The organism is Paenibacillus puldeungensis (assembly GCF_042678945.1).
In the GTDB taxonomy this organism is placed as follows: Bacteria; Bacillota; Bacilli; order Paenibacillales; family Paenibacillaceae; genus Fontibacillus; species Fontibacillus puldeungensis.
The window spans coordinates 251,056-274,253 of sequence record NZ_JBHTLM010000001.1 but is presented as its reverse complement, the minus strand read 5'-3'; the positions used below and the strand labels follow the sequence as shown (position 1 = coordinate 274,253).

Genomic DNA, 23,198 nt, shown 5'->3' with positions numbered 1-23,198 from the left:
GATGGCCTCCTAAATGCTAAAATTGAGTTCCGGCGTAATCCGCTTCAGAAACTGTCTCGTCCGCTCCTCGCGGGGATGGTAGATCAGTTCGGCCGGAGGACCTTCCTCTACAATAATCCCCCCGTCCATAAACACAGCATGATTGGCCACGTCCTGCGCAAAGCTGATCTCATGGGTCACGACGATCATCGTAATGCCTTCATTCGCAATCTTGCGAATTACTTCCAGGACCTCCCCGACAAGCTCCGGGTCCAAAGCCGACGTGGGCTCGTCAAACAAAATCACTTCCGGCTCGAGCGCCAGGGCCCGGGCGATTCCCACCCGCTGCTGCTGTCCACCCGAGAGCTGGCTCGGATAGGCGTCCAGCTTATCCGCAAGGCCCACTTTTTCCAACAAAGCAGCGCTTCGTTCTCTGGCCTCCTCCCTCGGAAGCTTCTTCACTATAACTAGGCCTTCCATAACATTCTCCAAGGCAGTTTTGTGCCTGAATAGATTGTATTGCTGAAACACCATGGCCGACTTTTGGCGAAGGGTATGGATTTCTTTCTTGGTCGCCTGCTTGCAGTTCAGTTTAAAATCACCGATCGCAATTTCGCCGCCGCTGGGCTTCTCTAAATAATTCAGGCACCTAAGCAGCGTGGTTTTTCCAGATCCGCTTGGTCCAAGAATCACCACAACCTCCCCTTTGTTCACAGTCAGGTCGATCGACTTCAGCACCTGATTCCGTCCGAAAGACTTTGAAATATGGCTCAGCTTGATCATGCCACTCCCCCCCGATTGTATAGATTGATTCGTTTCTCCAGCAGCGCCGTTACCTTTTCGATCAGAAGCGTGAGTCCCCAGTAAATAACCGCAGCCGCCAAATACGCCTCGAAAAACTTCCAGTTGGTGGACGCCACAATTTGCGCCTTGGCGTTAATCTCGACAACGGAAACGGTAAAAGCAAGCGTGGAGCCGTGCAGCATGCCGATGACGGAATTCGACAGGTTCGGGAGGCTCGCGGCCAATGCCTGGGGAAACACAATCCGCCGCAGAGCCTGAGTCGTAGTCATGCCTATCGAATAGGCGGCTTCCAACTGTCCACGGCTAACCGCAAGCAGCCCGGAACGGATCACCTCGGCCATATAAGCCCCAGCCGTAATAGAGAATGATATAAAAGCAAAGGTGATCATCGGAATTGAGGCCGATCTAAAGCCCAAGCCTAATTGAGTGGATATCGCATCAAGAAGCGCCGGTAGGCCGAAATATATGAGCAACAAATGCGTAATCATGGGCGTACCGCGGATAAAAGTGACGTACGCGGCTGCAATCTGGCTAAGTACCGGAACTTTATAAATTCGAACGATAGCCACAATCAGACCGATGACAAAGCCAGCCGTCACAGACACGGCGGTAATAAGAAGCGTGGTCGGAACCGCTGCCAGCAATTTCACAAAAGCTGTCCAGAGGAATGAAGGGTCTATTTTCACAGATTTACGCCTCCCTTATCGGTTTCCACGCCTGCCAGACGGTTGTAGAACCATTTTCTCCCCAAACTGAACTGCTTTCTCGCCACTGTTTCCGCTGGCTCATGCTTCAAGAGCCGCAATTCCGCCAGCTTCAGCAGTCTCTCCAGGATGAAGCTGACGATTAAATATAGAAAAGCCAAAGCGATATAGGCCTCGATAAAATGTTGAGTCACGGTGCCAAGCGTCTGCGCTTTTCCTGTCATCTCCATCACGCCTAACGTAAAAGCCAGCGAAGTATCCTTCAGCAGGGCAATAACCTGATTGGAGAATACTGGAACAGCAACCGCCAAGGCTTGGGGCAGTACAATACGGGTAAACGCCTGATACCTGTTCATACCAATGGCATAGGCGGCCTCCACTTGCCCACGATCAACCGCAGTTACCGATGCCCGGATCGTTTCCGACATAAAAGCGCCGGTATGGAGCCCATAGGTCAGGATAACGAAGAAAAGTACTGGCGCACGGGTGATGTCGATGTGAACCAGCTTAAACATTTCCGGCAGACCGTAATAAAATAAAAACAGTTGAATCAAAATGGGCGTTCCCCGAAAAAATGAAACGTACACTTTGAAGAACGCATTCAGCACCGGAATCCGGTACAAACGGGGAAGAGCGATAAGAAACCCGACGATCACCCCCAAGATCAACGAGCTTGCCACAATCAGCAAGGTAATGCCCATGGTTGAAGCAAGCTTTGAAAAAGAGTCCACCACAAATGAGAAATCGAACGGTGCTCCCATATATTCCTCCCCCCCTCTACCCGTTTTTCTCCATTAATCTGCGGTGAAATCGGAACCTAGCCATTCCTTGCTCAACTTGCCGAGTGTGCCGTCGGATTTCAGCTCCTTCAAAACGCCGTCGATCGCATCGGCCAGCTTCTGCTCTTCCGGATCATCTTTGCGGAATACGAACAAGATGTCGGCCTCCGAGAGGTCCTCTCCTGTGATCTTCAGCTTCCCCTGTGGATCGATGAGCGACAAGGAGAAGTCCGCACCCAGCGTCGCATCCACGCGGCCGGTCGTCAGTTGGCTTACAGTATCGTTGGCCGCGCCGTTTTGATAGACAATGTTAATGGCGTTGTCGTGCTCCTTATTGTAGCTTTCCAGAATTTGAGCCTGTGCACTGGTGGCACTGGTTAGTACTTTTTTCCCCTTTAGGTCGTCCAGAGAATGAATCGTATTGTTGTCCTTAGCGACGATAATTTTATTTCTCCAGTGGGCGTAAGGCTCCTTATTGAACAAATACTTTGCTGATCTTTCCGGGTTCTCTTCCATCTCGTGAGCTACAAAGTCGATTTTCTTCGTCTCCAGGCTCAGCAGCAGATTAGAAAACTCCTGGGTTTGGATGTCGAATTCATATTCCGGGAGACGTTCATCAATGATCCGGACGAGCTCGACATCGAATCCGGTCAGCTTACCGTTTTCGTCAATAAAGCAAACCTTCGGAAATCCGGTTCCTGTACCCACGATGATTTTTTTGACCTCTCCTTGAGCTGCACTGGCCGTACTTGCCTGGGCTCCCTCACCGTCCTTTGCGCCGCTTCCGCAGCCAGCAATCACCCCCGTCAGAAGGAATGCCATAGCAATGGCAAATGACTTTTTCATGTTGAACTCTCCCCTTTCTCTAAATCTCCCACATTTTATTTTTATAATTCCAATGTGCTTAGTCAGAATTATGTTGTCATTTACTTTACAAGGATTTTGCATCCCCGTCTAATAGAGTTTTTCTATACATTAATGCATTTCATTAATAGGAAAAGCTATCTCTCATCTCCAGTAAAGTTTCAATAAACTCGCTGCTTTCGCCAGCAAGGGAGATTAGGTCGGTCTGTAATGAAACGCCTGACGTCTCTGTAATATCGACCGGAATGAGCCTTTCATTCTCAACTTCCTCGCGGGCGCACAGCCCGGGCAGAAAACAGATTCCCGCCCGCCCCAGCACAAGCTTCTTCGCGGTTTCGGCATTATCTACCTGAAACACGATATTCGGAGGCTGCTCCAACGTCTCAAATCCCCGGTGAATCCGCAGCCAATCCAGTGACCCGCATTCGAAGAATACCAGCGGCTCCTTCCGAATCTCACGAATCGATGCCCTTCCGGCAGAGGCTAGAGGGTGATCCTTATAAACATAAAGGCGGATGGGGTCCTCATAGAAAGGATAGGACTGGAACGCCGGATTCATTAGCTTGCGGACGAAAGCCAAATCAATATCCTTGGCGGATAGTTTTGCAGCAAGGATGTCTGTGGGAGCTGTCGTTAATTTGAAATTGATCTTGGGAAAACGCTGGCTTAAAACCATAAGCAATTGAGGCATCAAATAATTGGATACCGAAACAGTGCTGCCGATTCTTACTTCATTGGGCATGGCTCTTTTGGCATGAAGATGATGCCTCCCTTTCTGATAGGTCTGGAGGATTTGCTGGGCATAGGGAAGGAACTGCCTGCCTTTGTCCGTCAGATGAATCTGCTTCCCCAGACGATCGAACACTCTGCAGTCAAGCTCGCGCTCTAACGACTGAATGCGGGCGGTTACTGTCGGCTGCGAGAGAAAAAGGACTTCCGCGGCCTTGTTAAAGCTGCCGTAATGGTTGATGTAAACAAAGGCTTCGATGTTATCTATGTTCAAAGGAACACCTCCTATAGCATAAATCCTATTATTCCGATTATTAATAATTGTTTTAATTAAGGATAAATTATCCTTATCTTAGGCAGACACTAAGTTTTTGTCAATCCAATATTCGGCTCGCCCTTTACTGATATCTTTCATGGAAGCCTTAATATAGACATTTTTGATAAGTTTATCGAAAATTTTGTTTTCCGATGTGTTTAGTATTATTTAACTGGTATACTAATCACACCTTACCTCAGAAAGTGGGTTAAATCCTCAGAAACCTATATACCAAAGAAGGAGTGAGAAAACATGAACGCAGTTCAAGAAGTCATCATACGTGAGGCTCGGAGCGAGGAGCGGGAGGCTATTGCAAAACTCATATTGGAGGCTTATCAACAGTATGCATTTGAAATGCCAAGGCCTCGCTGGGAGGAATATCGCGATGCAATTCGGAACTCCGTATTTGGGAACGCCCCATACGCCCGGATTGTGGCAGAGCTCGGGGGTGAGATTGTCGGCAGCGTTCAGTTGTTTCTCTCCTCGGAAGCTGCATATGGTAAACCGGAAATGGGCATCGACTCCCCCATCATCCGTCTCCTTGCTGTATCTCCATACACCCGCGGACGCGGAATAGCTAAACTTCTCATTCAGGAAGCAGCCCGCAAATCTGTTCGGCTTGGCGCAACCACACTAAATCTTCATACCTCCGACATGATGGCGGCGGCTGTGAAGCTGTATGAAAAGCTGGGGTTTGAGCGAGCCTATGAAACGGATACAACCAATGGAGAAACGCTTGTTAAAGGCTATCGCATTGAACTGCCGGGATCGCTGCTGCTGCAAAACGCCATTTAGTATATTTGTAAGCAGCCTAATATTGGATGGGCTTGACCATGACCATAAACAAAAAAATGGGTCTGCAGACTTTAGTCTGTCAAACCCATTTTTCGATGACGGAGAGTTAAATGATTGTCTTACTCTTTGATCCAGACGATTAATCCGTCGAATTTGGCGTTCCAACCGCTCAACACGCTGTGCGAGCGCGCATTAACGCCTCTAATATGCCTATCGTGGGCTAATGGTCAGGGACACTTGTCCAATTTATGGCCCTATCCTACTGGTTTGTTCACGATAAACGAGATCGATGTTCCTTGCCCCGGCTCGCTTCTAATTTGCAGCCCCTTGCCATAGCGACGTTTGAGCCGAAGATCCGTGTTCAGCAGGCCGACGCCTGAGCGGCTGTCCGATCTGTTTTGCAGAAGTCTTCGCCATACCGCCTCCTCCATCCCCACGCCGTCATCCTCAACCGTAATTTCAGCATACGCCCCGTGGTCGGATATCCGAATCGCAATGGTTCCGCCCCGGGAACGCTTCATCACACCATGTCTTACGGCATTTTCAACGAGGGGTTGAATGGTGAGCAGCGGGATTTTTAATTCCTTGCATTCATCGATTTCCCATACTACCTTCAGCCTGTCATCAAACCGCACCTGCTCGATATACAGGTAGGAGCGGACAATGCTCAGCTCCTCCTCGATGGGCGCCAGTTCATCTTTATTTTGCAGCTTAAATTTGTCTCGCAAAAAATCGCCGAACACGTCCAGCAGGTGGCGCATCTGATCCAAATCGACTTCGCTCAGCGCAGCAACTGCACTCAGCGTGTTAAACAGGAAATGCGGCTGAATCTGCGCCTGAAGCCACGCCGCTTCCATTCGCAGCAGCTCGTTTACCGATTGCTTCACGCCGGTTAGCGCTTTGACCCGCGATCTGATTTCAAGCGCATCTACCGGCTTGGTGACATAATCATTAGCTCCCACCAGGAATCCGTTTTCGATATCCTCCGGCTGGCTTCTTGCCGTTAGCAGCAGGATTGGCAGCTCCGTCACGGTGAATCGCTGGCGGATTTTACGGGTCAACTCGTAACCGGACATTTGCGGCATCATCACATCGGAAATAAGCAAATCCCATTCCTTAAGATCCAGCGTCTCCAGCGCTTTCTTGCCGCTTGTGACTGTCATGATATCGTATTGCTCCAGGGAGAGCAGCGATTCTAATACCTTCAGGTTTACAGGATCGTCGTCCACGATCAGGATTCTAGGCCGTTCCGCTGAAAGAGACAATGAATCGCCCTCGGATATCGGCTCAATCCCCGCTTTATAATCCGCCTGAGCCGCAGCCGATTCCTCGATGGCCTTCGCAGCAAGCTGCCCTGTAACGGTTCCTTCCTGCGGGAAAGAAGCCGCCTCCTCCACGAGCTGCAGCGTAAAAACGAACTCGGAGCCTTCGCCTGGAGCGGATTCCACCCGTAATGTTCCTCCGTGCAGTTCCACCAATTTTTTGCTAATGCTTAAACCAAGTCCAAATCCCCCTTCGACCATTGTTTTTCCAGCCTCTGCCTGTTCATATGGCTCGAACACGCGCCGGATCGTCTCTTTATCCATGCCTATCCCCGTATCCGCAACGACGATATGTGCCAGGCCGTCTTTGACGTATCCCGCTATCGAAACTTCACCTTCGTCTGTAAATTTCAGCGCATTGTGAATCAAGTTGAACAGGATTTGGATCACCCGGTTCTCATCGGCTACAACCAGCGGAAAATGTTCAGGAATCCGGTTTACAAGCTGAACCGCTTTGCCTTCCGTCATAAAGCGAAGCATATCCATGACGCCAGTAACAATGGTTTGGAGGGAAAAATGGCGAAGCTGCAGATGAGGATTTCCTTCCTTCAGGCTCATCGCATCCAGTAGATCATTCAACATGAGCGACATACGTCGCCCTACCGTCAGCACGATCCCCAGATCCTTGATGCTGCTCTCATGAAGAGACTTCTGTTCTCTTTCCAGAACCGCTTGCGAAATGTTGAGTATGCTATGGAGCGGATTTCGGAGCTCATGGGACGTATTCGCCAGAAACTCATCCTTCAGCTTGTCCGCTTTTTGCAGCTTCGAGGCGAGCCGCTTAGTCTCGGAATGCACCTGAAAATACTCTCTAAACCAAACCGCAACAAAACAGGCCATAGATACGATCAGATCAAACGGGTAATAAACCACCTTAATACCACTCGCAAGAAAGTAAGCCCACCAAGCAAAGTTGCTTGTAAATGCGATCAAGGACAGCAGCAGCCATGCATTTTCCTGAATACCCTTGATAGACGTACGCAGCATGGAGACGATGGTTATGAGAATCGAGGCCCCCATAAGCAGCCCATATGCTGGTTGCACCCCTACCAAGTAACGTACAGGTAAGAGTGCAGCGAATAGACCAGCCACAGCACAAATCACAGCAAACCAAGGGAACGCCCTCCGGATCAATTTCGGGAGTTGATGCTTGATGCATTGAAGCAGCGAATACGCAATGCCAATCATCGAAAGGTGGACTAGCTTAAATCCCCACTCATAATTGATCGGTAGCCAGAAGGACAACAGTTTCTCATCGCTGCCAAGCAGCTGCATCATCATGGCGCTAGCGCCCAGCAGGGAAAAATAAAGCAATCTTTTGTCCCTGTTACCTACTATATAAAGGATGAAAGCATACCCAGCATGCATCAGAAAAACTACCGCAGCCAGCTGCTGCATGGCTATGGACAGCTGCGCCTCCCGAGTGATCGCTTTTTCAGTTCCGAACTTAATCGAACGAACAATCCCGCTTTCCCGAGGATCCTCATAATTTGCCGCTTCAATAACAATATCTATATTGCCGCTATCATCTGCCGTGAAGGTTGATGTATAAGGAAGGTTAAGAGGTACATATTTTTCTTTACTATCTCCTGGTTTCCCCGATGCATATAGCAAACGCCCGTTCACGTATAACGAGGACGAACTCCGAACGCTGGGGATTCGAAGGCTGTAATTGATCCGCTGCTCCGGATTAACGGAAATACGCAGTCGATAAGAACCGTAACCGTAGGGACTGCCCTTCCCCGGCTTCATTAATTTATTCCAATTTCCAGGAACCTGCAGGAAGGCTGGCTTTTGTTCATATCGAGCTCCCGGATGTTCGCTACCCATAAGCCAAGTATGAGGATAAAACTCCCATTCGCCATCCAGGGATATCGTCCGATGATCAACAGCGTTCCAAGCTCGCAAATCCAGTTGTCCATTTGATGCATACGGCTGGTCTGAGCTTTGAAACGCTGTAATCCAAATTATTCGAAACACAAATAGTGTTATAACCATTAGGCACAACAAAGCTATCATTTTCCATTTTGCGGTTTTGCTAACCACCTTAATCAAAACAACCCGACTCCTTACCTCAAGCTCTTATGCAGGGGTGTATCCAAATCCTGGACCCTACTAAATCATTGACAAGTATATCTTAAGGAGCATGAAAAGTTCAATCCGCGCATAGAAATCCTATGGAAAGTTTACTTTACATCAATACGACTTTGTGCTATTTTATGGATGTAAAGTTAACTTTCCATTAAATTTAATGTATTCACTATAGGGGGAACCACCGTGAAAAAGAAAAATTTCGTTAATGTCGCTACGGTTGTTATAGGAATTTGCCTCATTGCTGCAAGCTTCTTGTTTAGAAGCGAGGACATGAAGACGATATCCGGCGTGGTAATCGGTGTCGGGGCGGGTTTGTTTGGCATGGGAATTGCCAATCTGTTGATGAGACGAATCGAGCGTAATAACCCTGAACTCGAGAAAATAAAAATAATCGAAGAAAATGACGAGCGAAATACGATGATTCGCCAACGAGCCAAAGCGAAAGCCGGGGACATTACCCAGTGGCTGATCATGGTCATCGCGTACATTACGATCCTCATTTCGGCGCCTCTATGGGTCACCATGACGGTAGTAGCTGTTTTTTTGGCCTATTACATCCTAACGCTATATTTTATGGGCAAGTATCAAAAAGAAATGTAGCTAGCTGAGGAAATAAGGAGGAAAGCAAAGCGATGAAATACCTTCGTGAAAGACTAAGCAGCGAGCGTGTGGGGGTAAGAATCATAGTTGCACTTATTTTATTCTTCATTCTGTTTTTCGGCGTCATGACCATCAGTTATTACCTTCTTCCCGAAGGGCTGTTGAAAAACAAAAATCCGCTACAAAACTGGGAAAACTCCGATAATACGTTAATCCTCACGTTACAAATCTTTTTTTATAATCAGCTGTCGGTGTTGGTGATCCTGCTAGGCAGTTTATTTGCGAAGAAGAAAGACGGGGAAAAGAACTACCTATCTATCGGCTACACCGCCTTTTTCATGTTTATTTGCATCAACGCCATAGTCCTTGGAACGTGGTCTTTCTCCGTGACGAGCGAAGCCGTCCCCCTGCTTGGCAGATTCACGCGCACGTTTGACCTTGCGCATCGAGCTGGACTGTGGGAAATGTTAGGACAGTTGGTTGTCACTTGCGCCGCTGCTCAAATCGCTACGGTACGGACCAGCGGAAAAACGACGGTCACGCGAAAATTCAAGGATATCCATCCGTCAACCGGGGAAAAGGTCGCATTTCTTGGCGGAATTTTACTAATGCTGGTGGGTGCTGTTGTAGAAAGTATTGCGATTAACTCCATTTAAGAAAAATGTCCATCGACGTATCTTCTTAGAAGAATTGGCACTAAATGCATTTTGTGCAGCTATTTTTGGGCAAATTGCGGATTTTTGAGATTTAACTGCATTTCCTACATCTAAAACGGGTCAAATTGGCTTGAGAGGGTTATTTTGCTCTTTTTAGCTGCACTTTTTACATCTAAATGGTTAAGTCTCCGGGCAAGCCGATGTTTAACTGTACAAAATACATTTATTAAGTTCTGCGATCATAGGAGGTCCTGACGGCACCTCACTTTTCACACTTGTTGTTGATCTACACATTTGGTGTTATTTTACAAAGTGCTTCCCCTTATTGGCCGCTTAAGAAAAAGCTTGGATTTCCACCCCGGATATTGTTAAAGAGCGCTCCCTACCTGAGATTCTAATTTGTAAAAAAAGCCGGGAGATCTCCCCCAAAGAGATTAGGGAAAGACCACTCGGCTTTGCTCGAAATCAAGCTTTATTCCGGCCGCTCTGCAAATGCTGCTCATAGGTTTCAAATAGCTGCCTCACCCCTTGAGATGGAGCCGGTGACAGAACACTGACGATATAGGCGACGGCTAGGTTGACGGCGAAACCAGGAATCATCTCATAGAGCGTTCCGGTCAAGGCTGGAACGTTAGCCCAGATCAAGACCGTCACCGCGCCGGAAATCATCCCGGATAATGCCCCCCAACGGGTCAGCCGCTTCCAATACAGGCTCAGCAAAACCAAAGGCCCGAAGGAGGCCCCGAAACCAGCCCATGCATAAGCAACCAGATCCAAAATCGTATCATCCTTCGTATACGCCATGCCAAGAGAAATCAGCGAAACAACGAGCACGGCAAGGCGGCTTACCAAGGTTGCTTCTCGGTCAGATGCCGAGCGGCGGAACAAGAGCTTGTACAAGTCCTCCGACAGTGAACTGGCCGTAACAAGCAGCTGAGAGGAAATCGTACTCATCACCGCCGCCAGCAAGGCAGATAGCAAAAAGCCGGTAATGATCGGGTGGAACAAAATTTTACTAAGCTCAATGAAAATCGTCTCCGGATCGGCCAAGTTCGTTCCTTTGCTGGACATGTAAGCCGCTCCGACAAAACCGGTGAGCATCGCCCCCACTACAGAGAAGACCATCCAGTTCATGCCAATTCGGCGAGCTTTACGAATTTCCTGAATAGATGAGATGGCCATAAAGCGCACGATGATGTGCGGCTGTCCAAAATAACCAAGACCCCAAGCCATAAAAGAGATAATCCCGAGGAAGCTAGTCCCTTTTAATACATCAAACATCGCCGGATTAATCGCGTGTATTTCGCTTATTGTTGGTCCGATACCGCCAACCTCGATGACCGTAACCAAGGGTACCAAGACCAGTGCCACTACCATGATAATTCCCTGCACGAAGTCGGTTAAGCTGACAGCCATAAACCCGCCGAACAACGTATAAGCGATAACTACGACGGCTATAATCCATAAGCCATAATGATAATCCAAATGAAACGTCGTCTCAAAGAGAACTCCACCCGATACAAAACCCGACGAAATGTAGATGGTAAAGAACACAATAATGACGAGGGCTGAGGTTAATCGCAAGATTCGCGTCCCGTCGCCGAAGCGGTTTTCCAAGAAAGAAGGAATCGTCATCGAGTTATGAGCTATTTCGGTATAAACCCTTAACCGCGGAGCAACAAACGTCCAGTTAGCAAAAGCCCCCAGCGTTAGTCCAACAACAATCCACCCTGCGCTAAGTCCCTGCACATACATCGCTCCAGGCAGCCCCATAAGGAGCCAACCGCTCATATCCGAGGCACCTGCACTTAACGCCGTTACCGCAGGTCCCATATTTCTTCCGCCAAGTACGTAGTCCGACAAGTTCGTCGTTTTTTTATAAGAGTAATAACCGATCCACAAAAGCCCCAGCATATAGACCAGAACAGATAACAAAAGTTGAAGTTGTATAGCGATGCATCCCCTTCTAGTTGTCTTTGCTTTGCTATAGTACCGCATTATACTATAAAAGACTTAAAGGAGTAAAGGATAAAATGCAGTTAAAAAAAGCTCTATTGATTTCTCAACAGAGCTGGACGAGCATACTCAGACGATTTAGTTCGAAAGCTAATTAAGCTCCTCTATCTTCACTACTTTCGAGCGCTGATCATTAGCGGAGTCTTGCTTTTTTCTCCAGATGACTACGAAATAAATATAGCTGACTAAAAAAACAAACATGATGATGGAGGAACACGCATAAACCGAGGCGTATCCCAGCTTTCCGGCTAGCATGCCTAAACCGACGGAGCCAATTCCATTGCCGACGTCAACCATATTATAAAAAGTTGAGCTTGCCGCACTGCGTTTGGATGCGGGAACCAGGTTAAACATCCAGGTTTGAAGGGCCGGGAAAATCGTGCCATAGCCAAAACCGTAAAAAGCAGAAGCCGTGAGGAAAGAGCCCATACTCTTGCTTTTCGCCAGCACGATGAAGCCCAGCAGAAATAATATGGCACCAGGGGTGATCACCCAGGCTGGACCCTTACTATCAAATACTCTTCCAGTCACAATACGCGACAAACAGATGCATACGGTGCATACCAAGAAAAAATACCCTGAATTAGCGATATGGGCTTCCTTAGCTAGCAAAGCAATGAAGTTTAGAACTCCACCGATACAAACACCGAACAGTAAGGTAAGAAAGGCTTGAAATAGAAGCCGCTTATCAACCAGCTTGTCCAATATAGATGATTTATCCTTAGGATTTGAGCGGACGGTCCGATCATTGGAAATGGAGCACATTAACAAACAACCAAGCCCAATCACCTGGCTGAGCGTGGCTACAATAAATAGAGTGCTAAAGGAAAAGTTGTCAACAATCCATACACCGAGGCCTGGAGCCACAGCCATGGCAAGCGTTGTTCCTAGACCAAAATAGCCCATGCCTTCACCACGCCGCCACTTTGGAAGGATATCAGACACAATAGTAGCGTATAAAGTGGTAGCTATACCAAAGCCTAAGCCATGAACGACCCGTAAGGAAAGCAACCGGGGAACCGATGTCGCTAAAATATAACTTAGACTCGCTATAAAGCAAAGTATGCACCCGACGTATAAGTAGTATTTTTTACCCCATTTTCTGATTCCAAAATCCGTGAGAAAACGAATTAATATGGCCGAGAAAACAAAAATGGCAGATAATAAACCTACATCGGTGCTGGACCCGCCTTGTTTTAGAACATAGATCGGAAGTGTAGGTAGAAAAATATGAAATCCACTGAACAAAAAAGTGTTGGAAATGGTAAGCAAGATAAAGTCTTTGGTCCACAGCTTTTCGTTAACATTTATCAAAGATGCATTCTTCTTCGTCAAAATGAAGTCCCCTTAGTCTTTATACTTTTGCGTGTTCACATAAATGGACTGCACCATCTCATATAGCTGGTTTTGTTTTTCTTCAGATAAATCCGCAAGAATAGCTTGTCTGTGTTTCTCCACAACCTTTTCCCAAACAGGAAACTCGCTTTGCCCCTTCTCCGTTAGAAATACCTTTTTTTCGCGCTTATCACTTCCAGTTCCCCTCTCGACGAATCCTTTTTCCTCCAATTTGACAAGGGTTTTAGATATAGCCGCCGGTTCAATATTTAAATAATTCGCCAACATAATTTGCGAAATCGTGCCTTTTTCTTTGATGGCCTTAATCACGGACCATTCCGAACTATACAGTCCATGATCCGTAAGAGCTTGATTTAACCCCTGAGAAATCGCACGCGTTGTTTGATAAAGCAAATGGATTAACTGATCTGAATTCATAAAGCACCTCGAAATATTAATTAGTATACTAGTTAATTATTTACTAGTATATGATTTTGTCGTTTTTTGTCAAGTGTGCTTGGGGTGGGAAACAATACTGAATGAATATTATTCATTGACAAATCCTAACACCCCAACTAATATATTCACTGTACGAGTGAGGAGGAAAAACCATGACTCGCATTACGAAGGAACCCGAAGTACGAAGACAGGAAATTATGGATACGGCTATTGAACTTTTCTACTTGAATGGATATGACAAAACGTCCATCAGCGATATTGCGGCAAAAATCGGCATTGCGCAGGGGCTGTGCTACCGTTATTTCAAATCCAAGGAAGAGCTTTTTGACTCTGCGGTAGACTATTACTCCGAACAACAGGTCAACGAGATGCGGCCCTTCCTGAGCGACCTGAACAAAACATTAAAGCAGAAATTGTTCGACACCCCCACCTTCATGGAGACCGAGCAGGATAACAGCTTTTATTACAAAGTATTTCATGGCGCAAACAGCCACAAAATTCATGACCAACTCTCGATGAAAATTTGCAGCAAGCTCGTCCCTCTCATCACCGAGCAAATTCAGCGGGAAATCGATGCGGGGCAGCTTCATATAGCCGATGCGGAAACTGCGGCAAGCTTCTGTACATACGGTCAGCTAGGCATTTTGCTGCGGGAGGATCTAACCGGCGAGGAAAAGATTGAGCGGATCCGAGCATTTCTTCTGCAATTGTTGCATTAATATAGAACCCCTGTCCGTAAATGGGCAGGGGTAATATTTGAACTACAAATGAATGATATTCATTCACTTTATATGAAAGGAAAGATGATTGATGAACGCAAAAATTGACTTTGTAAACGGAAAAACGAGCACAGGACTGCTCCAAATGGCCGTCCCTCTCATGATCGCCATGCTGCTGAATATGGCTTACAATCTGGTGGACAGCATATGGATCGGCAATTTACTCGGGGAAAATGCGATGGCGGCGCTGACCAATGCTACGCCGATTATCTTACTGCTCACCTCTATCGGGATGGGAGCAACCAATGGGCTCGCGATCTTATTGTCTCAGGCGATCGGGGCCAAGGATGACCTAAAAGCAAAAACTATATTATCGACTTCGTTGATCAGCTCTGTCATTTTTAGCTTAGTGCTTACGGTCATCTGTGAATTTGGCATGGATGAGATTCTCAAGCTGCTGAAGACGCCGGCATCAATTTTTCCGATGGCAAAAGACTATATCTCCCTATATATGCTTGGCTTTATCGCTGTCTATCTGTACTTGTACTTTACCGCCGTTTTGCGCAGCTATGGAAATACGAAATTCCAAGTGCTCGCGATTCTTTCCTGTACCATTCTGAACACGGTATTGGATCCGTTTTTTATTCATATGATGGGATTTCGAGGTGCGGCCGTAGCGACGCTTCTGTCCCAATTTATTGCTTTAATTCTAATGGTCTGCTATATCGCTCGAAAAAAACTGTTTAGCTTCAGCTTTTCTTTTGTGCATTGGGTAGAAGAAAAGGCTTTGCTCAGCAAAGCCCTCCCCTCCGTTATTCAACAAAGTATCCCTGCACTAAGCACCAGTGTCTTGACTTCTATCGTCAGCGGTTTTGGCGTAACCTCCATCGCAGCCTACGGGATTACCGGTAAGCTGGAAACGATTCTGTTCTATCCGGCTATGGCTCTAAACATGGCGATTACCGCCATTATCGGGCAGTGTGTGGGTGCAGGACGGCTTGACCGGGCAAAGGAATATTTGAAAACCTCCTTAATTTACAGCACAGGTTTACTCGTTGTTCTGTCTCTCTTCGTCGTCGTCTTTTCCGGAAATCTCTCGCATCTGTTCTTGAATAGTACCGAAGCCGCTTCTATTGTAAAAACCTATTTTCTAATTGTTAGTGTCGGTTACATCCTCAACACGACAACGAGCTGCTTTACGGGAACGATCAACGGACTCGGAAAACCGGGCATGGGCATGTATTTGATGATTTTTTACTACATTCTGGTTAGAATGCCCCTCGCCGACCTACTCTCCCATACCACACTGGGACTAAACGGCGTATGGTGGGCGGTGCTGTTGAGCCACGGGGTTGCAGCTGTCACCGCAGCTTTTCTAGCTAGGGTGTTGCTCCTTCGTGCTAATAAACATCGAGATGATGGACTACCCAATGGCCCAGTGAACCTTAAGCTTGGTTAAGCAAAAACTGCTTAATTTCTTGCGCCGCCTGTTCCGCCGTAATATCGCTAACATCAATTTTATGCGTGTCCATATGACGGTATAAAGCAAGCCGAGGGATGCTTCTTTCTATCACATCCGGGGTGCGGATTCCAGCGTTCACATCGTTTTGCAGCCGGGAGGTCAGCGCCTTCTTAGAGCAAATCAGCGAAATTTTATAGAGTTCAAATTCCACTTCTATAAGACGCGTCAATAATTGATCGAAAATGTCCTCTTGGTGAATGACCCAGCAGAAAATAATATACTCGTAGCCTGTATTCTGCAAAAATGCTTTGAGCAAATAGCAGATGTTATCCAGCACCATCTCTTTGTTTTCATCCGAGACGACAAACGGGTTCATGTTCCAGCACCAGTCACCGTCCAGCCATACACCAGGCGTCATTATCTTGAGCAGTTGTCTGCTGACCTCGCTCTTACCGACACCCATTGTACCGTTAATCATAATAAGCTTCTTCATGCTCGCGTCTCACTGCCTCCTCAGTTCATTGGCTGTCTTTCAGCTATAATTATGAATGAACGTTTTGCTGGTGTCGATTTACAATGTACAAGTTAGGCTGCTACTACATATCCAACTAGGACGATAGAGCAGAAGCTTTTTCAGTGTCTGCCGCCTCACAAAAAAATAAGGGTACTTTTCGGCCTTATTTTAGGTTTATAGCCCTTTTGATACGGAATAGGGGTAAAAAAAGGACTTATTTCCGGTTTGCCCCTGGAATAACGAGGTTTTGGGGCTCAGTTACCGGAAATAAGTCCAAAAATTTCCCTTATTTTAAAATAAAACCATAAAATCCCTGAAATAAGGCCGTTTTTTACCCTTAATCGCCGCACGAGTACTAATGACGGGCTATCCCAAACCTGCATGGGCTATCCCATCGCTATCCCACCACCCCGGTCCGTTCGACGCTCTCCACAAAATGGCGCTGCACGAACAAGTACAGGATGATGAGCGGCAGAATCGCCAGCAAAATGCCGGTATCCACCACGAGCGCAACGTAGTTCGGGTCCGATTTGGCGGTATCGCCAAGTCCCATGAGAGTAGGCAGGAATTGGCTGGCATCGGCCGGTAAAGAAGCGATTTTGAGCGGCATGAGTGCGCTTTCGCTCATGAACAGCGAAGTATAGAATGTGTCGTTGTACTGCCACACGAACGAGAACAACGTCACCGTAATCAGCGGTGGAATTGCATTCGGCAGCATGATCAAGAAGAACGTTTTAATGCCTCCCGCCCCGTCAATGAGCGCCGCCTCCTCAATCTCCTTCGGAATTCCCCGGAAGAACTGGCGAAAAATATAAATGAACAAGCCCGCCTTAAGTCCCGTCGCCGTAGCTGAGGTAATGATCGACGGCCAATAGCTGTTTAGCAGGTTTATGCCTTCCTTACCCGTAAACAGGTGGACTAATCCCAGCACATCAAAGCTTCTGAAATGCAGGTACATCGGCACCATCAGCGTGCTCGTCGGGATGAGAATCGTCAGGATCACAAGCCCGAACAGAAGGCTGCTCCCCGGAAAGTTGAACCGGGCAAAGCCGTAGCCCGCTAGTGCAGTCGACATCGTCGTCAGCAGCATCGTTATGGACACGTAAACAAACGTGTTGAGCAGCAGCGGCCAATAGTCCAGCAAATCGAGCGCCAGTTTGATATTGTCCAGCGTGAAATGCACCGGAATCATGTAAATCGTCGGGTTGTAAATGTCCTCCTTCGCTTTGAACGCAACCGAAAACTTCATTAATAACGGATAAATGATCACAAACGCAATCCCAATGATGAGCAAAAAACGGCAAAAAGACCAGAGCCAGGCTGCCATTTTATTTCTTACCCGACTTAATCGGTTATGAGCCGCTTCATCCACCGGGTTCCAGATGCTTGCCATCCCTCAAGCCCCCTTACTAGTTATGATAGAACGTTTTTCGCGACACGATGTAGCCCATGACAACGAGCAATAAACTGACAACTATCGTATACAGCCAAGCCATAGCAGAGCTAAGTCCGAAGTTTTGCGTCTTAAACGCCGTTTCATAGATCAATCGGGTTACCTCACTGTCCGAGAACGAATCGATGATCGTATAGATGATGTTCGTCAGGATTAACGGACTGACCATCGGGAACGTCACCTTCCAGAACGTTTCATAAGCGGTCGCCCCCTCGATGCGGGCCACCTCGTACATCGACCCAGGGACGGACTGCAGTGCCGCCAGAAAAATCAAAATCTGCACACCCGAATGACTGATGATTTCATAAATGCGCATAACCGCTCCCACAATATAATCGATAAACCCGAGCGGGAATCCCGCCTCCGACAAAATCATCACCATGGAGCGCACATTAAACTGCGAGGATGCCTGCCCCAGTTCCTCCGCTACCTGTGCATTGCCGACGAGATTGATCAGGCCTGAGCTTTCCGCCGCCGCAATCGCTCCCGACGCAAGTATGACCGGGAGAAAAAAGATCGCTCGCGCAACTCCCCTGCCGCGAAATTTTTGGTTCAGCAGGACGGCTGAGAACAGGCTGAAGAACAGGATCAGCGGCACATCCACCGCCATGCCGACGATCGACTCGGTCAAGATACGATTAAAGTTCGCATCGACAAACAGGGCATCGGTGAAATTGTTCCAGCCGACGCTTTGCAGTTCGAATCCCGCCGGAGACACCACCAGCTTGTTAAAGCTGAAGCGGATCGACTGGGCGAGCGGCCCTGCAAATAAAAAGATAAAACCGATCAGCCACGGCGCGATGAATAGGAGGCCGAGCATGGATCTTTTGTGCGATAAAGACAGCTTCACTTTCATGCCCCGTCACCCCCCATTACAAAATCCAGCGCCTCCACTCGAACCCCATTCACTACGGCGGCCTCGTTCGTGTAGTTGATCAGCACCGACTTCCCGCCCTCATATCCCACCTCGACAACCCCGTTCGGATGGCGAATGTGCTCAACCATCTGGCGAGTGCGAAGCGGACCAAGCACCTTATTTACTTTGTTGTAATAAGCCACAGCCTCCTCGTACCAGTCGCTGTAGGCGGACGAGTACAGCGCATCGAACCGCGTAAACTTAAGCTCCGAGGAGGGCTTCCAGGACCACAAAAAATGTGGGGCATCTCCAAGCTCCACTGAGGTCAGCAGCCGCTGCCGCAAGCTTTGCTCGTCTCCAAGGTTCAGCGCCTCTCCCGCATAATCGAGATACCCGTGTATGACCATTTGATAAAAAGGCACCTCTTCATCCGTGATACTGAACCGGCTGCTCGACGTTGGCGCATCGACAATATGCTTGGCGTAAGGCCAGCTGTAGGCATTTGCTTCAGACGCCATCAAATCGGGATAGGCGCGCCCCAGCGCTTCAAGCTGCTTTGTAACGATGGCCTTGGCTTCCTCCCGAAACACCACCCGCTGCACCCTGTAATCAGAGTTGAGCACACCCCCGAGATCACGCAGTGACAGGGCATGGATTCCGTAGCTGTCGTAGCTCCTTGCAAACCTTCCTACATAGTAAGGAAGCTTCGCGGGCGACAGCAGCGTATATGAACCGTAATAAGAATCCATCCGGTTCATATTACGGTCGTAAGGATACAGCTTTGCGACTTCGCGGGTCACAAAACGGGATGCATCCGAGGAAGGATGAAAATTGCCGTCATCCCGGTAAATGTGCTGGAACGCCACATCCGGGTACAGCCCGCCCCCTTGCTCGGCAAGCTGTGCGGCCAGCTTCTTAAGCTCATCGCCGCTGCCGAGCACCCGATCCGGCTTCGCCTTTACCGGCGGCTTGTGATGGACGCCCTTGCCGAACCAACCGAGATAACGCATCCGCACATTGGATACGCCGTCATCAGCCAGCTTTCGCGCCATTTGTTCAGCTTCCTGGAAGCTCGTCATCGACACCACCGCATCATAAGGAACGCCAAGCAAAGACCTCTGCTTGTCGATGCTGCCCAGTACGTCTACGTAAAATGGCAAATCAGCCCCCGGTTCCAAAGGCCGAAGCTTGCCGCTCTCCGCGAGTTGCTCCCGATACGCCCGCGCCATGCCCGAGTAGCTCGCATCCTCGCCGGTCAAAAAGCGATAACGCACCGTCAGGTTGCCTCTGTATAACTGATCATTCAGCAATTGGATTTCCTGAATTTTATCCCCCGTGTAAAGCTCAAGCTCATCCTCCCCGCGTACGCTAAAGCTGCTGAACACGTAGTTATAGGAATTTTGCTTGCCGCTAATGTCCGCGGTAATGCTCGCCATCGCATCTCCTTCCTCAATCACCGCCAACCATCCCGTGTCCCCGGCCTTCATGCCAAACACCGGCATGGATGCCTTCCGGGCTACCTGCCCCCGGCTCCGGCTGTTATCGTTCGGATCATCGCCGTACACCCGCTGCACGTATTGCTCCTCCTTGACTTTGCCGTTATTCAGCCGGATCAGGGCCCCGGTTCCGTCAGGCACCAGCATGTATCCTTCATCCTTCACGCCCGCAGCGCCGAAGAAGCGCAGCAGATCAATACTGCGGATGCGATGCTTCTCGCTTTCCTTGACCTGGCCGAGCGGGACCGATACGACTAGTGAATCTCCATCCAGCCGGTACTCGAGCGCCACCGTGAAGTTTGGCTTGCCCGAGCCGACGCCAGCTTGAGTGCCGCTCTGCTCATTATCCGCGGCCAAGTCCTCCGCCGTGTATCCGGCTTCCTCGAACGCGGCCAGCATTTTTTTCAGCACCAGCGGTTTCTTCACTTGTTCGTCAAGCCGTTCCAGCAGGTCCGGATTGTTCTTGGCCGGATAATAGCGGGCTTCCACGTATGTGGCCAAGTTCCCTTTCAGCTTGCTGAGCACCTTTTCCTTCAACCTTGCTTTTGTAATGTATTTGGGCAGGGCATCGATACCAAGCGATACATCTCCCAGCGTATACGTCACCCGTATCCCGTTCTCCAGGCTTTCCGCCGAAAAATTGCCGCTTGCCACACTCCAGGGCTGACTCCAATAAGTTTCCAGCGTCCCGATTTCATCACGAAAGGAAACGCCGAGCTGAGAGGAGAGTACCTCCTTTTCAAACGGGGAAGCGATTTTATCGTCGCCCCGAGCTGCGGGGTTGCTGTACCAGATCTCTCCGCTCTTGTTCTCTGAAAGGGCCACTTCGGCTGTTTTTTCGTTATAGTACAGTGCCAAAGCTTCATTCTGCGCCACCAGCTTCATCCCGGAGACGCCTGCCGTTTCATCCTTCAGCGGTGCCAGTTTCTTTCCAGCCTCCGGTGCGGCAGCAGCCTTACGGTAAACGGACGGGTCAACCGCCGGCGCCCCTCGGCCAAAGAGCACCAATCCTCCCGCGAGAACCAAAACGGCGGCACAGGCAAGCAGCAAAATGATCCCTTTTCGTGGCCGCTTTTTCACACGATCCGCCCCCTATACCCGAAAAATGATTTCTCGATAAATGTTGGCAACAAACTCGTAGATTTGCTGCAGCATGCTGAAAATGAGCGTACCCAGGAAAACGATGATGCCCATCACGATCACCGTTAGCAACATCGTCAGGATCGTCTTGGCCGCCGTATACTGATGGACGGTCATGATGCCGACGAACAGGAGACCGAGAAACCAGATGACGGCGACCGTGTTCAGCAAATAATAAAAAGCGGTCTCCTCCTGTACCATAAACCGGCTGACCAGCGTCATGGGCGGGTAGATCAGCACCATCGGAACGAGCGCGTATGAGGTCGCCATCACAATCTCTTTGAACTTGCCTTCGCCTCCCATTAGCGTCGTGACCGACCAGTTCGAAATACACCACAGCAGAAACGGCAGTACGACAAAAACGAGCTCGCCTAAGCTGTTCAACCGGCGCGGGTCGCTGAAATTTACGAGAAAACCGGCAAATTGTTTTTGCACAATGATCGCGAGAACCAGCAGGGCTACAATACCAAGCGCCACGCGCAGCTTGCCTCTTTTCTCATATTTCATATCCCAAAAGCCGTCGAACGGATGCACGATGACATGGAGAGGAAATTTTAGATCGTCCCGCTTCATGGCCTGAGGTCCCCCCTATGCCTCCAGTGTCTAATAGCCCTATATGCGGCAAAGGCCAATGCGGCTGTTACAAGCAGTGACATTACCGCGCCGAAGTGCTCCTTCATCACTTCACGGCGGTATCTTTTATAAGCAACCGAATAGTTTTTTCGATCCATGCCGAGCTTGAAATACGTTAGCGCTTCCTTGTTCTGCTTCTGCATCAGCTTCGCTTTGCCGATCCCTGAATAGGCGAGGTCGTAATTGGAATTCAGCTGGAGAACTCGGTCCCAGTAGGATTCCGCCTCCGTGTCCTCACCTCGGTAATGGTGCCGAACAGCCTGGTTAACGTTAAGACCGAATGCCGTAGGTTCGAACACGACGATATTCCCCTTTCCCCGGTCAAGCACGAGCTGTCTTTCCCCAACATGATCGATCGCTGCCGGCGTCTTGAACAGACCAAGCTGATTTCCGTGCCCCCCATAAATATAAAGAAGGGTGCCGGATTCGTCATAGGTAAACACCCGTCCCTGCGTGGAATCCAGCGCACTGTACATCCCGTCCCCCAGCACATTGATGTCCACAAATTTGGAAGGCCCTACTGTTCTTCGGTAGTAGATATCTCCGGCCACCTCATAGTACCCGAACCGCTTGAGCACATCCTCGCCGGACGGATTCAGCCGTTTAATCGGCTCCTTGGACCCGATATCGATATTGGTCGCATATACAAAGCCCTTGTGGTCGATATCCAGATTGGAAAACTCAGTCGGGATAAAAAGAGACATCTGCGCTCGCTGCGCTTTCGTGGACACGAGCCGCCAAAAATAGTCAGCGTAATTTCGTTTCACCTTGATTGTGCCGACATAGCCGAGAAAAGCCCCCTGCTCATCGAACTGCATAATGCCTTCGTATACCCCGCGCGCCACCACATAAACTCGCCCCGCCGCATCGACCGTCACCTTGAGTGGATCGAACTTGAAGCCTTCCGGGAGCACCTCGGACTGCGGTTTTTGAATGATTTGAACCAGCTTTCCCTCCGGGCTTAAAACCACGACCCGTTGGTGATCGGTGTCGGCTACGTAAATCCGCTCTTCGTTATCGGTGAAAATTCCTGAAGGGTTGGCGAAACCGTCCTGCTTGCCCTCATTGTCAAAGGAGGAAATGGCCTTGGCCTCCGTCCAATCCTGATTCACCTGCACGATCCGCTGATGCCCGGTATCCAGCACATAGAGCATGCCTTTCACCGAAATATGCAAGTCCGCCGGCTCCAGAAAATCCCCGACCCCCAGCTCCTTGCCTGTAATGTAACGGCTCGGCAAATAGGCCGCCGGCATCGGCACCGCTTCCTTCCAAAAGTTGTAGTTGTAGCTTTCGTACGGAGCCTTGCCGGGAGCGGGCGGCGCGGGATTAGCTGAATCAGGAAAAGCGGGCGCATCGCCATCCACTTGGACTCTTGTTGAAGCCTCAAGTGATGAAGCGAAAATTTCAGTGGCGGGCAGCAGGGAAAGTGTTGCAACAATCATGGAGATGATCCACTTTTTCAATGTCATGCGC

At 48.9% G+C, this 23,198-nt stretch carries 20 protein-coding genes; 5 read left to right on the top strand and 15 right to left on the bottom strand.

Going from position 1 to position 23,198, the window contains the following annotated elements; translation table 11 throughout:
* Positions 1–9 precede the first annotated feature (9 nt).
* The 5 genes from ACFQ3W_RS01200 to ACFQ3W_RS01180 form a co-directional block, all read right to left on the bottom strand.
* Positions 10–762 (bottom strand): amino acid ABC transporter ATP-binding protein, encoded by a 753-nt coding sequence (locus ACFQ3W_RS01200; RefSeq protein WP_379315778.1) that lies wholly within the window; start codon positions 760–762, stop codon positions 10–12.
* Positions 759–1,469 carry an amino acid ABC transporter permease gene (locus ACFQ3W_RS01195; RefSeq protein ID WP_379315776.1) on the bottom strand — a complete coding sequence of 237 codons (711 nt, stop codon included), beginning with the start codon at positions 1,467–1,469 and terminating at the stop codon, positions 759–761. Before ACFQ3W_RS01195 ends, ACFQ3W_RS01200 begins: the two co-directional genes overlap by 4 nt.
* Positions 1,466–2,248: an amino acid ABC transporter permease gene (locus ACFQ3W_RS01190; protein WP_379315774.1), complete on the bottom strand. Its 783-nt coding sequence runs from the start codon at positions 2,246–2,248 to the stop codon at positions 1,466–1,468. The genes ACFQ3W_RS01195 and ACFQ3W_RS01190 overlap by 4 nt, the downstream gene beginning before the upstream one ends.
* A 33-nt stretch (positions 2,249–2,281) precedes the next feature.
* Entirely contained in the window at positions 2,282–3,112 is an 831-nt protein-coding gene (locus ACFQ3W_RS01185; RefSeq protein ID WP_379315772.1) for a transporter substrate-binding domain-containing protein, read from the bottom strand.
* 142 nt (positions 3,113–3,254) lie between these two features.
* Positions 3,255–4,133 carry a LysR family transcriptional regulator gene (locus ACFQ3W_RS01180; RefSeq protein WP_379315770.1) on the bottom strand — a complete coding sequence of 293 codons (879 nt, stop codon included), beginning with the start codon at positions 4,131–4,133 and terminating at the stop codon, positions 3,255–3,257.
* A 294-nt stretch (positions 4,134–4,427) separates the two neighbouring features.
* On the opposite strand from ACFQ3W_RS01180, the gene ACFQ3W_RS01175 reads away from it, so the two are divergent.
* Positions 4,428–4,970, top strand: coding sequence for a GNAT family N-acetyltransferase (locus tag ACFQ3W_RS01175; RefSeq protein ID WP_379315768.1), 543 nt, complete (start codon positions 4,428–4,430; stop codon positions 4,968–4,970).
* A gap of 254 nt (positions 4,971–5,224) precedes the next feature.
* Here the strand turns inward: ACFQ3W_RS01175 and ACFQ3W_RS01170 are convergent, their stop codons facing one another.
* Positions 5,225–8,290, bottom strand: coding sequence for a hybrid sensor histidine kinase/response regulator (locus ACFQ3W_RS01170; protein WP_379315766.1), 3,066 nt, complete (start codon positions 8,288–8,290; stop codon positions 5,225–5,227).
* Between the two features lie 279 nt (positions 8,291–8,569).
* Here ACFQ3W_RS01170 and ACFQ3W_RS01165 point away from each other — a divergent pair, with 279 nt between their 5' ends.
* Together ACFQ3W_RS01165 and ACFQ3W_RS01160 are read left to right on the top strand one after the other, a co-directional pair.
* Entirely contained in the window at positions 8,570–8,986 is a 417-nt protein-coding gene (locus tag ACFQ3W_RS01165) for a hypothetical protein (RefSeq protein ID WP_379315764.1), read from the top strand.
* Positions 8,987–9,018: 32 nt separating this feature from the next.
* Positions 9,019–9,642 carry a hypothetical protein gene (locus ACFQ3W_RS01160; RefSeq protein ID WP_379315762.1) on the top strand — a complete coding sequence of 208 codons (624 nt, stop codon included), beginning with the start codon at positions 9,019–9,021 and terminating at the stop codon, positions 9,640–9,642.
* Between the two features lie 465 nt (positions 9,643–10,107).
* Here ACFQ3W_RS01160 and putP read toward each other — a convergent pair whose 3' ends face one another.
* The 3 genes from putP to ACFQ3W_RS01145 form a co-directional block, all read right to left on the bottom strand.
* Entirely contained in the window at positions 10,108–11,640 is a 1,533-nt protein-coding gene (gene putP, locus ACFQ3W_RS01155) for a sodium/proline symporter PutP (protein ID WP_379315760.1), read from the bottom strand.
* A 108-nt stretch (positions 11,641–11,748) separates the two neighbouring features.
* Positions 11,749–12,993 (bottom strand): MFS transporter, encoded by a 1,245-nt coding sequence (locus ACFQ3W_RS01150; RefSeq protein ID WP_379315758.1) that lies wholly within the window; start codon positions 12,991–12,993, stop codon positions 11,749–11,751.
* A gap of 12 nt (positions 12,994–13,005) precedes the next feature.
* Positions 13,006–13,431 carry a MarR family winged helix-turn-helix transcriptional regulator gene (locus ACFQ3W_RS01145; protein WP_379315756.1) on the bottom strand — a complete coding sequence of 142 codons (426 nt, stop codon included), beginning with the start codon at positions 13,429–13,431 and terminating at the stop codon, positions 13,006–13,008.
* A 173-nt stretch (positions 13,432–13,604) separates the two neighbouring features.
* Between ACFQ3W_RS01145 and ACFQ3W_RS01140 the strand changes: the two genes are divergently transcribed.
* Together ACFQ3W_RS01140 and ACFQ3W_RS01135 are read left to right on the top strand one after the other, a co-directional pair.
* Entirely contained in the window at positions 13,605–14,171 is a 567-nt protein-coding gene (locus ACFQ3W_RS01140) for a TetR/AcrR family transcriptional regulator (RefSeq protein WP_379315754.1), read from the top strand.
* A 91-nt stretch (positions 14,172–14,262) separates the two neighbouring features.
* Entirely contained in the window at positions 14,263–15,630 is a 1,368-nt protein-coding gene (locus ACFQ3W_RS01135; RefSeq protein ID WP_379315752.1) for an MATE family efflux transporter, read from the top strand.
* Here the strand turns inward: ACFQ3W_RS01135 and ACFQ3W_RS01130 are convergent.
* The 6 genes from ACFQ3W_RS01130 to ACFQ3W_RS01105 all read right to left on the bottom strand — a co-directional run bounded on the left by ACFQ3W_RS01130 (position 15,617) and on the right by ACFQ3W_RS01105 (position 23,194).
* Entirely contained in the window at positions 15,617–16,126 is a 510-nt protein-coding gene (locus ACFQ3W_RS01130; RefSeq protein WP_379315750.1) for an AAA family ATPase, read from the bottom strand. The two genes, ACFQ3W_RS01135 and ACFQ3W_RS01130, sit on opposite strands and share 14 nt — an antisense overlap.
* A 418-nt stretch (positions 16,127–16,544) precedes the next feature.
* A complete protein-coding gene (locus ACFQ3W_RS01125; RefSeq protein ID WP_379315748.1) occupies positions 16,545–17,540 on the bottom strand; it encodes a carbohydrate ABC transporter permease in 996 nt (331 codons plus the stop codon).
* Between the two features lie 16 nt (positions 17,541–17,556).
* The gene (locus ACFQ3W_RS01120) at positions 17,557–18,456 is read right to left on the bottom strand and encodes a carbohydrate ABC transporter permease (RefSeq protein WP_379315746.1); all 900 of its coding nucleotides are present in this window, start codon (positions 18,454–18,456) and stop codon (positions 17,557–17,559) included.
* Positions 18,453–21,032: a DUF5696 domain-containing protein gene (locus ACFQ3W_RS01115; protein ID WP_379315744.1), complete on the bottom strand. Its 2,580-nt coding sequence runs from the start codon at positions 21,030–21,032 to the stop codon at positions 18,453–18,455. Before ACFQ3W_RS01115 ends, ACFQ3W_RS01120 begins: the two co-directional genes overlap by 4 nt.
* A 12-nt stretch (positions 21,033–21,044) precedes the next feature.
* Entirely contained in the window at positions 21,045–21,665 is a 621-nt protein-coding gene (locus ACFQ3W_RS01110; RefSeq protein ID WP_379315742.1) for a Yip1 family protein, read from the bottom strand.
* Positions 21,662–23,194 carry an SMP-30/gluconolactonase/LRE family protein gene (locus tag ACFQ3W_RS01105; RefSeq protein WP_379315740.1) on the bottom strand — a complete coding sequence of 511 codons (1,533 nt, stop codon included), beginning with the start codon at positions 23,192–23,194 and terminating at the stop codon, positions 21,662–21,664. Before ACFQ3W_RS01105 ends, ACFQ3W_RS01110 begins: the two co-directional genes overlap by 4 nt.
* Positions 23,195–23,198: the final 4 nt, after the last annotated feature.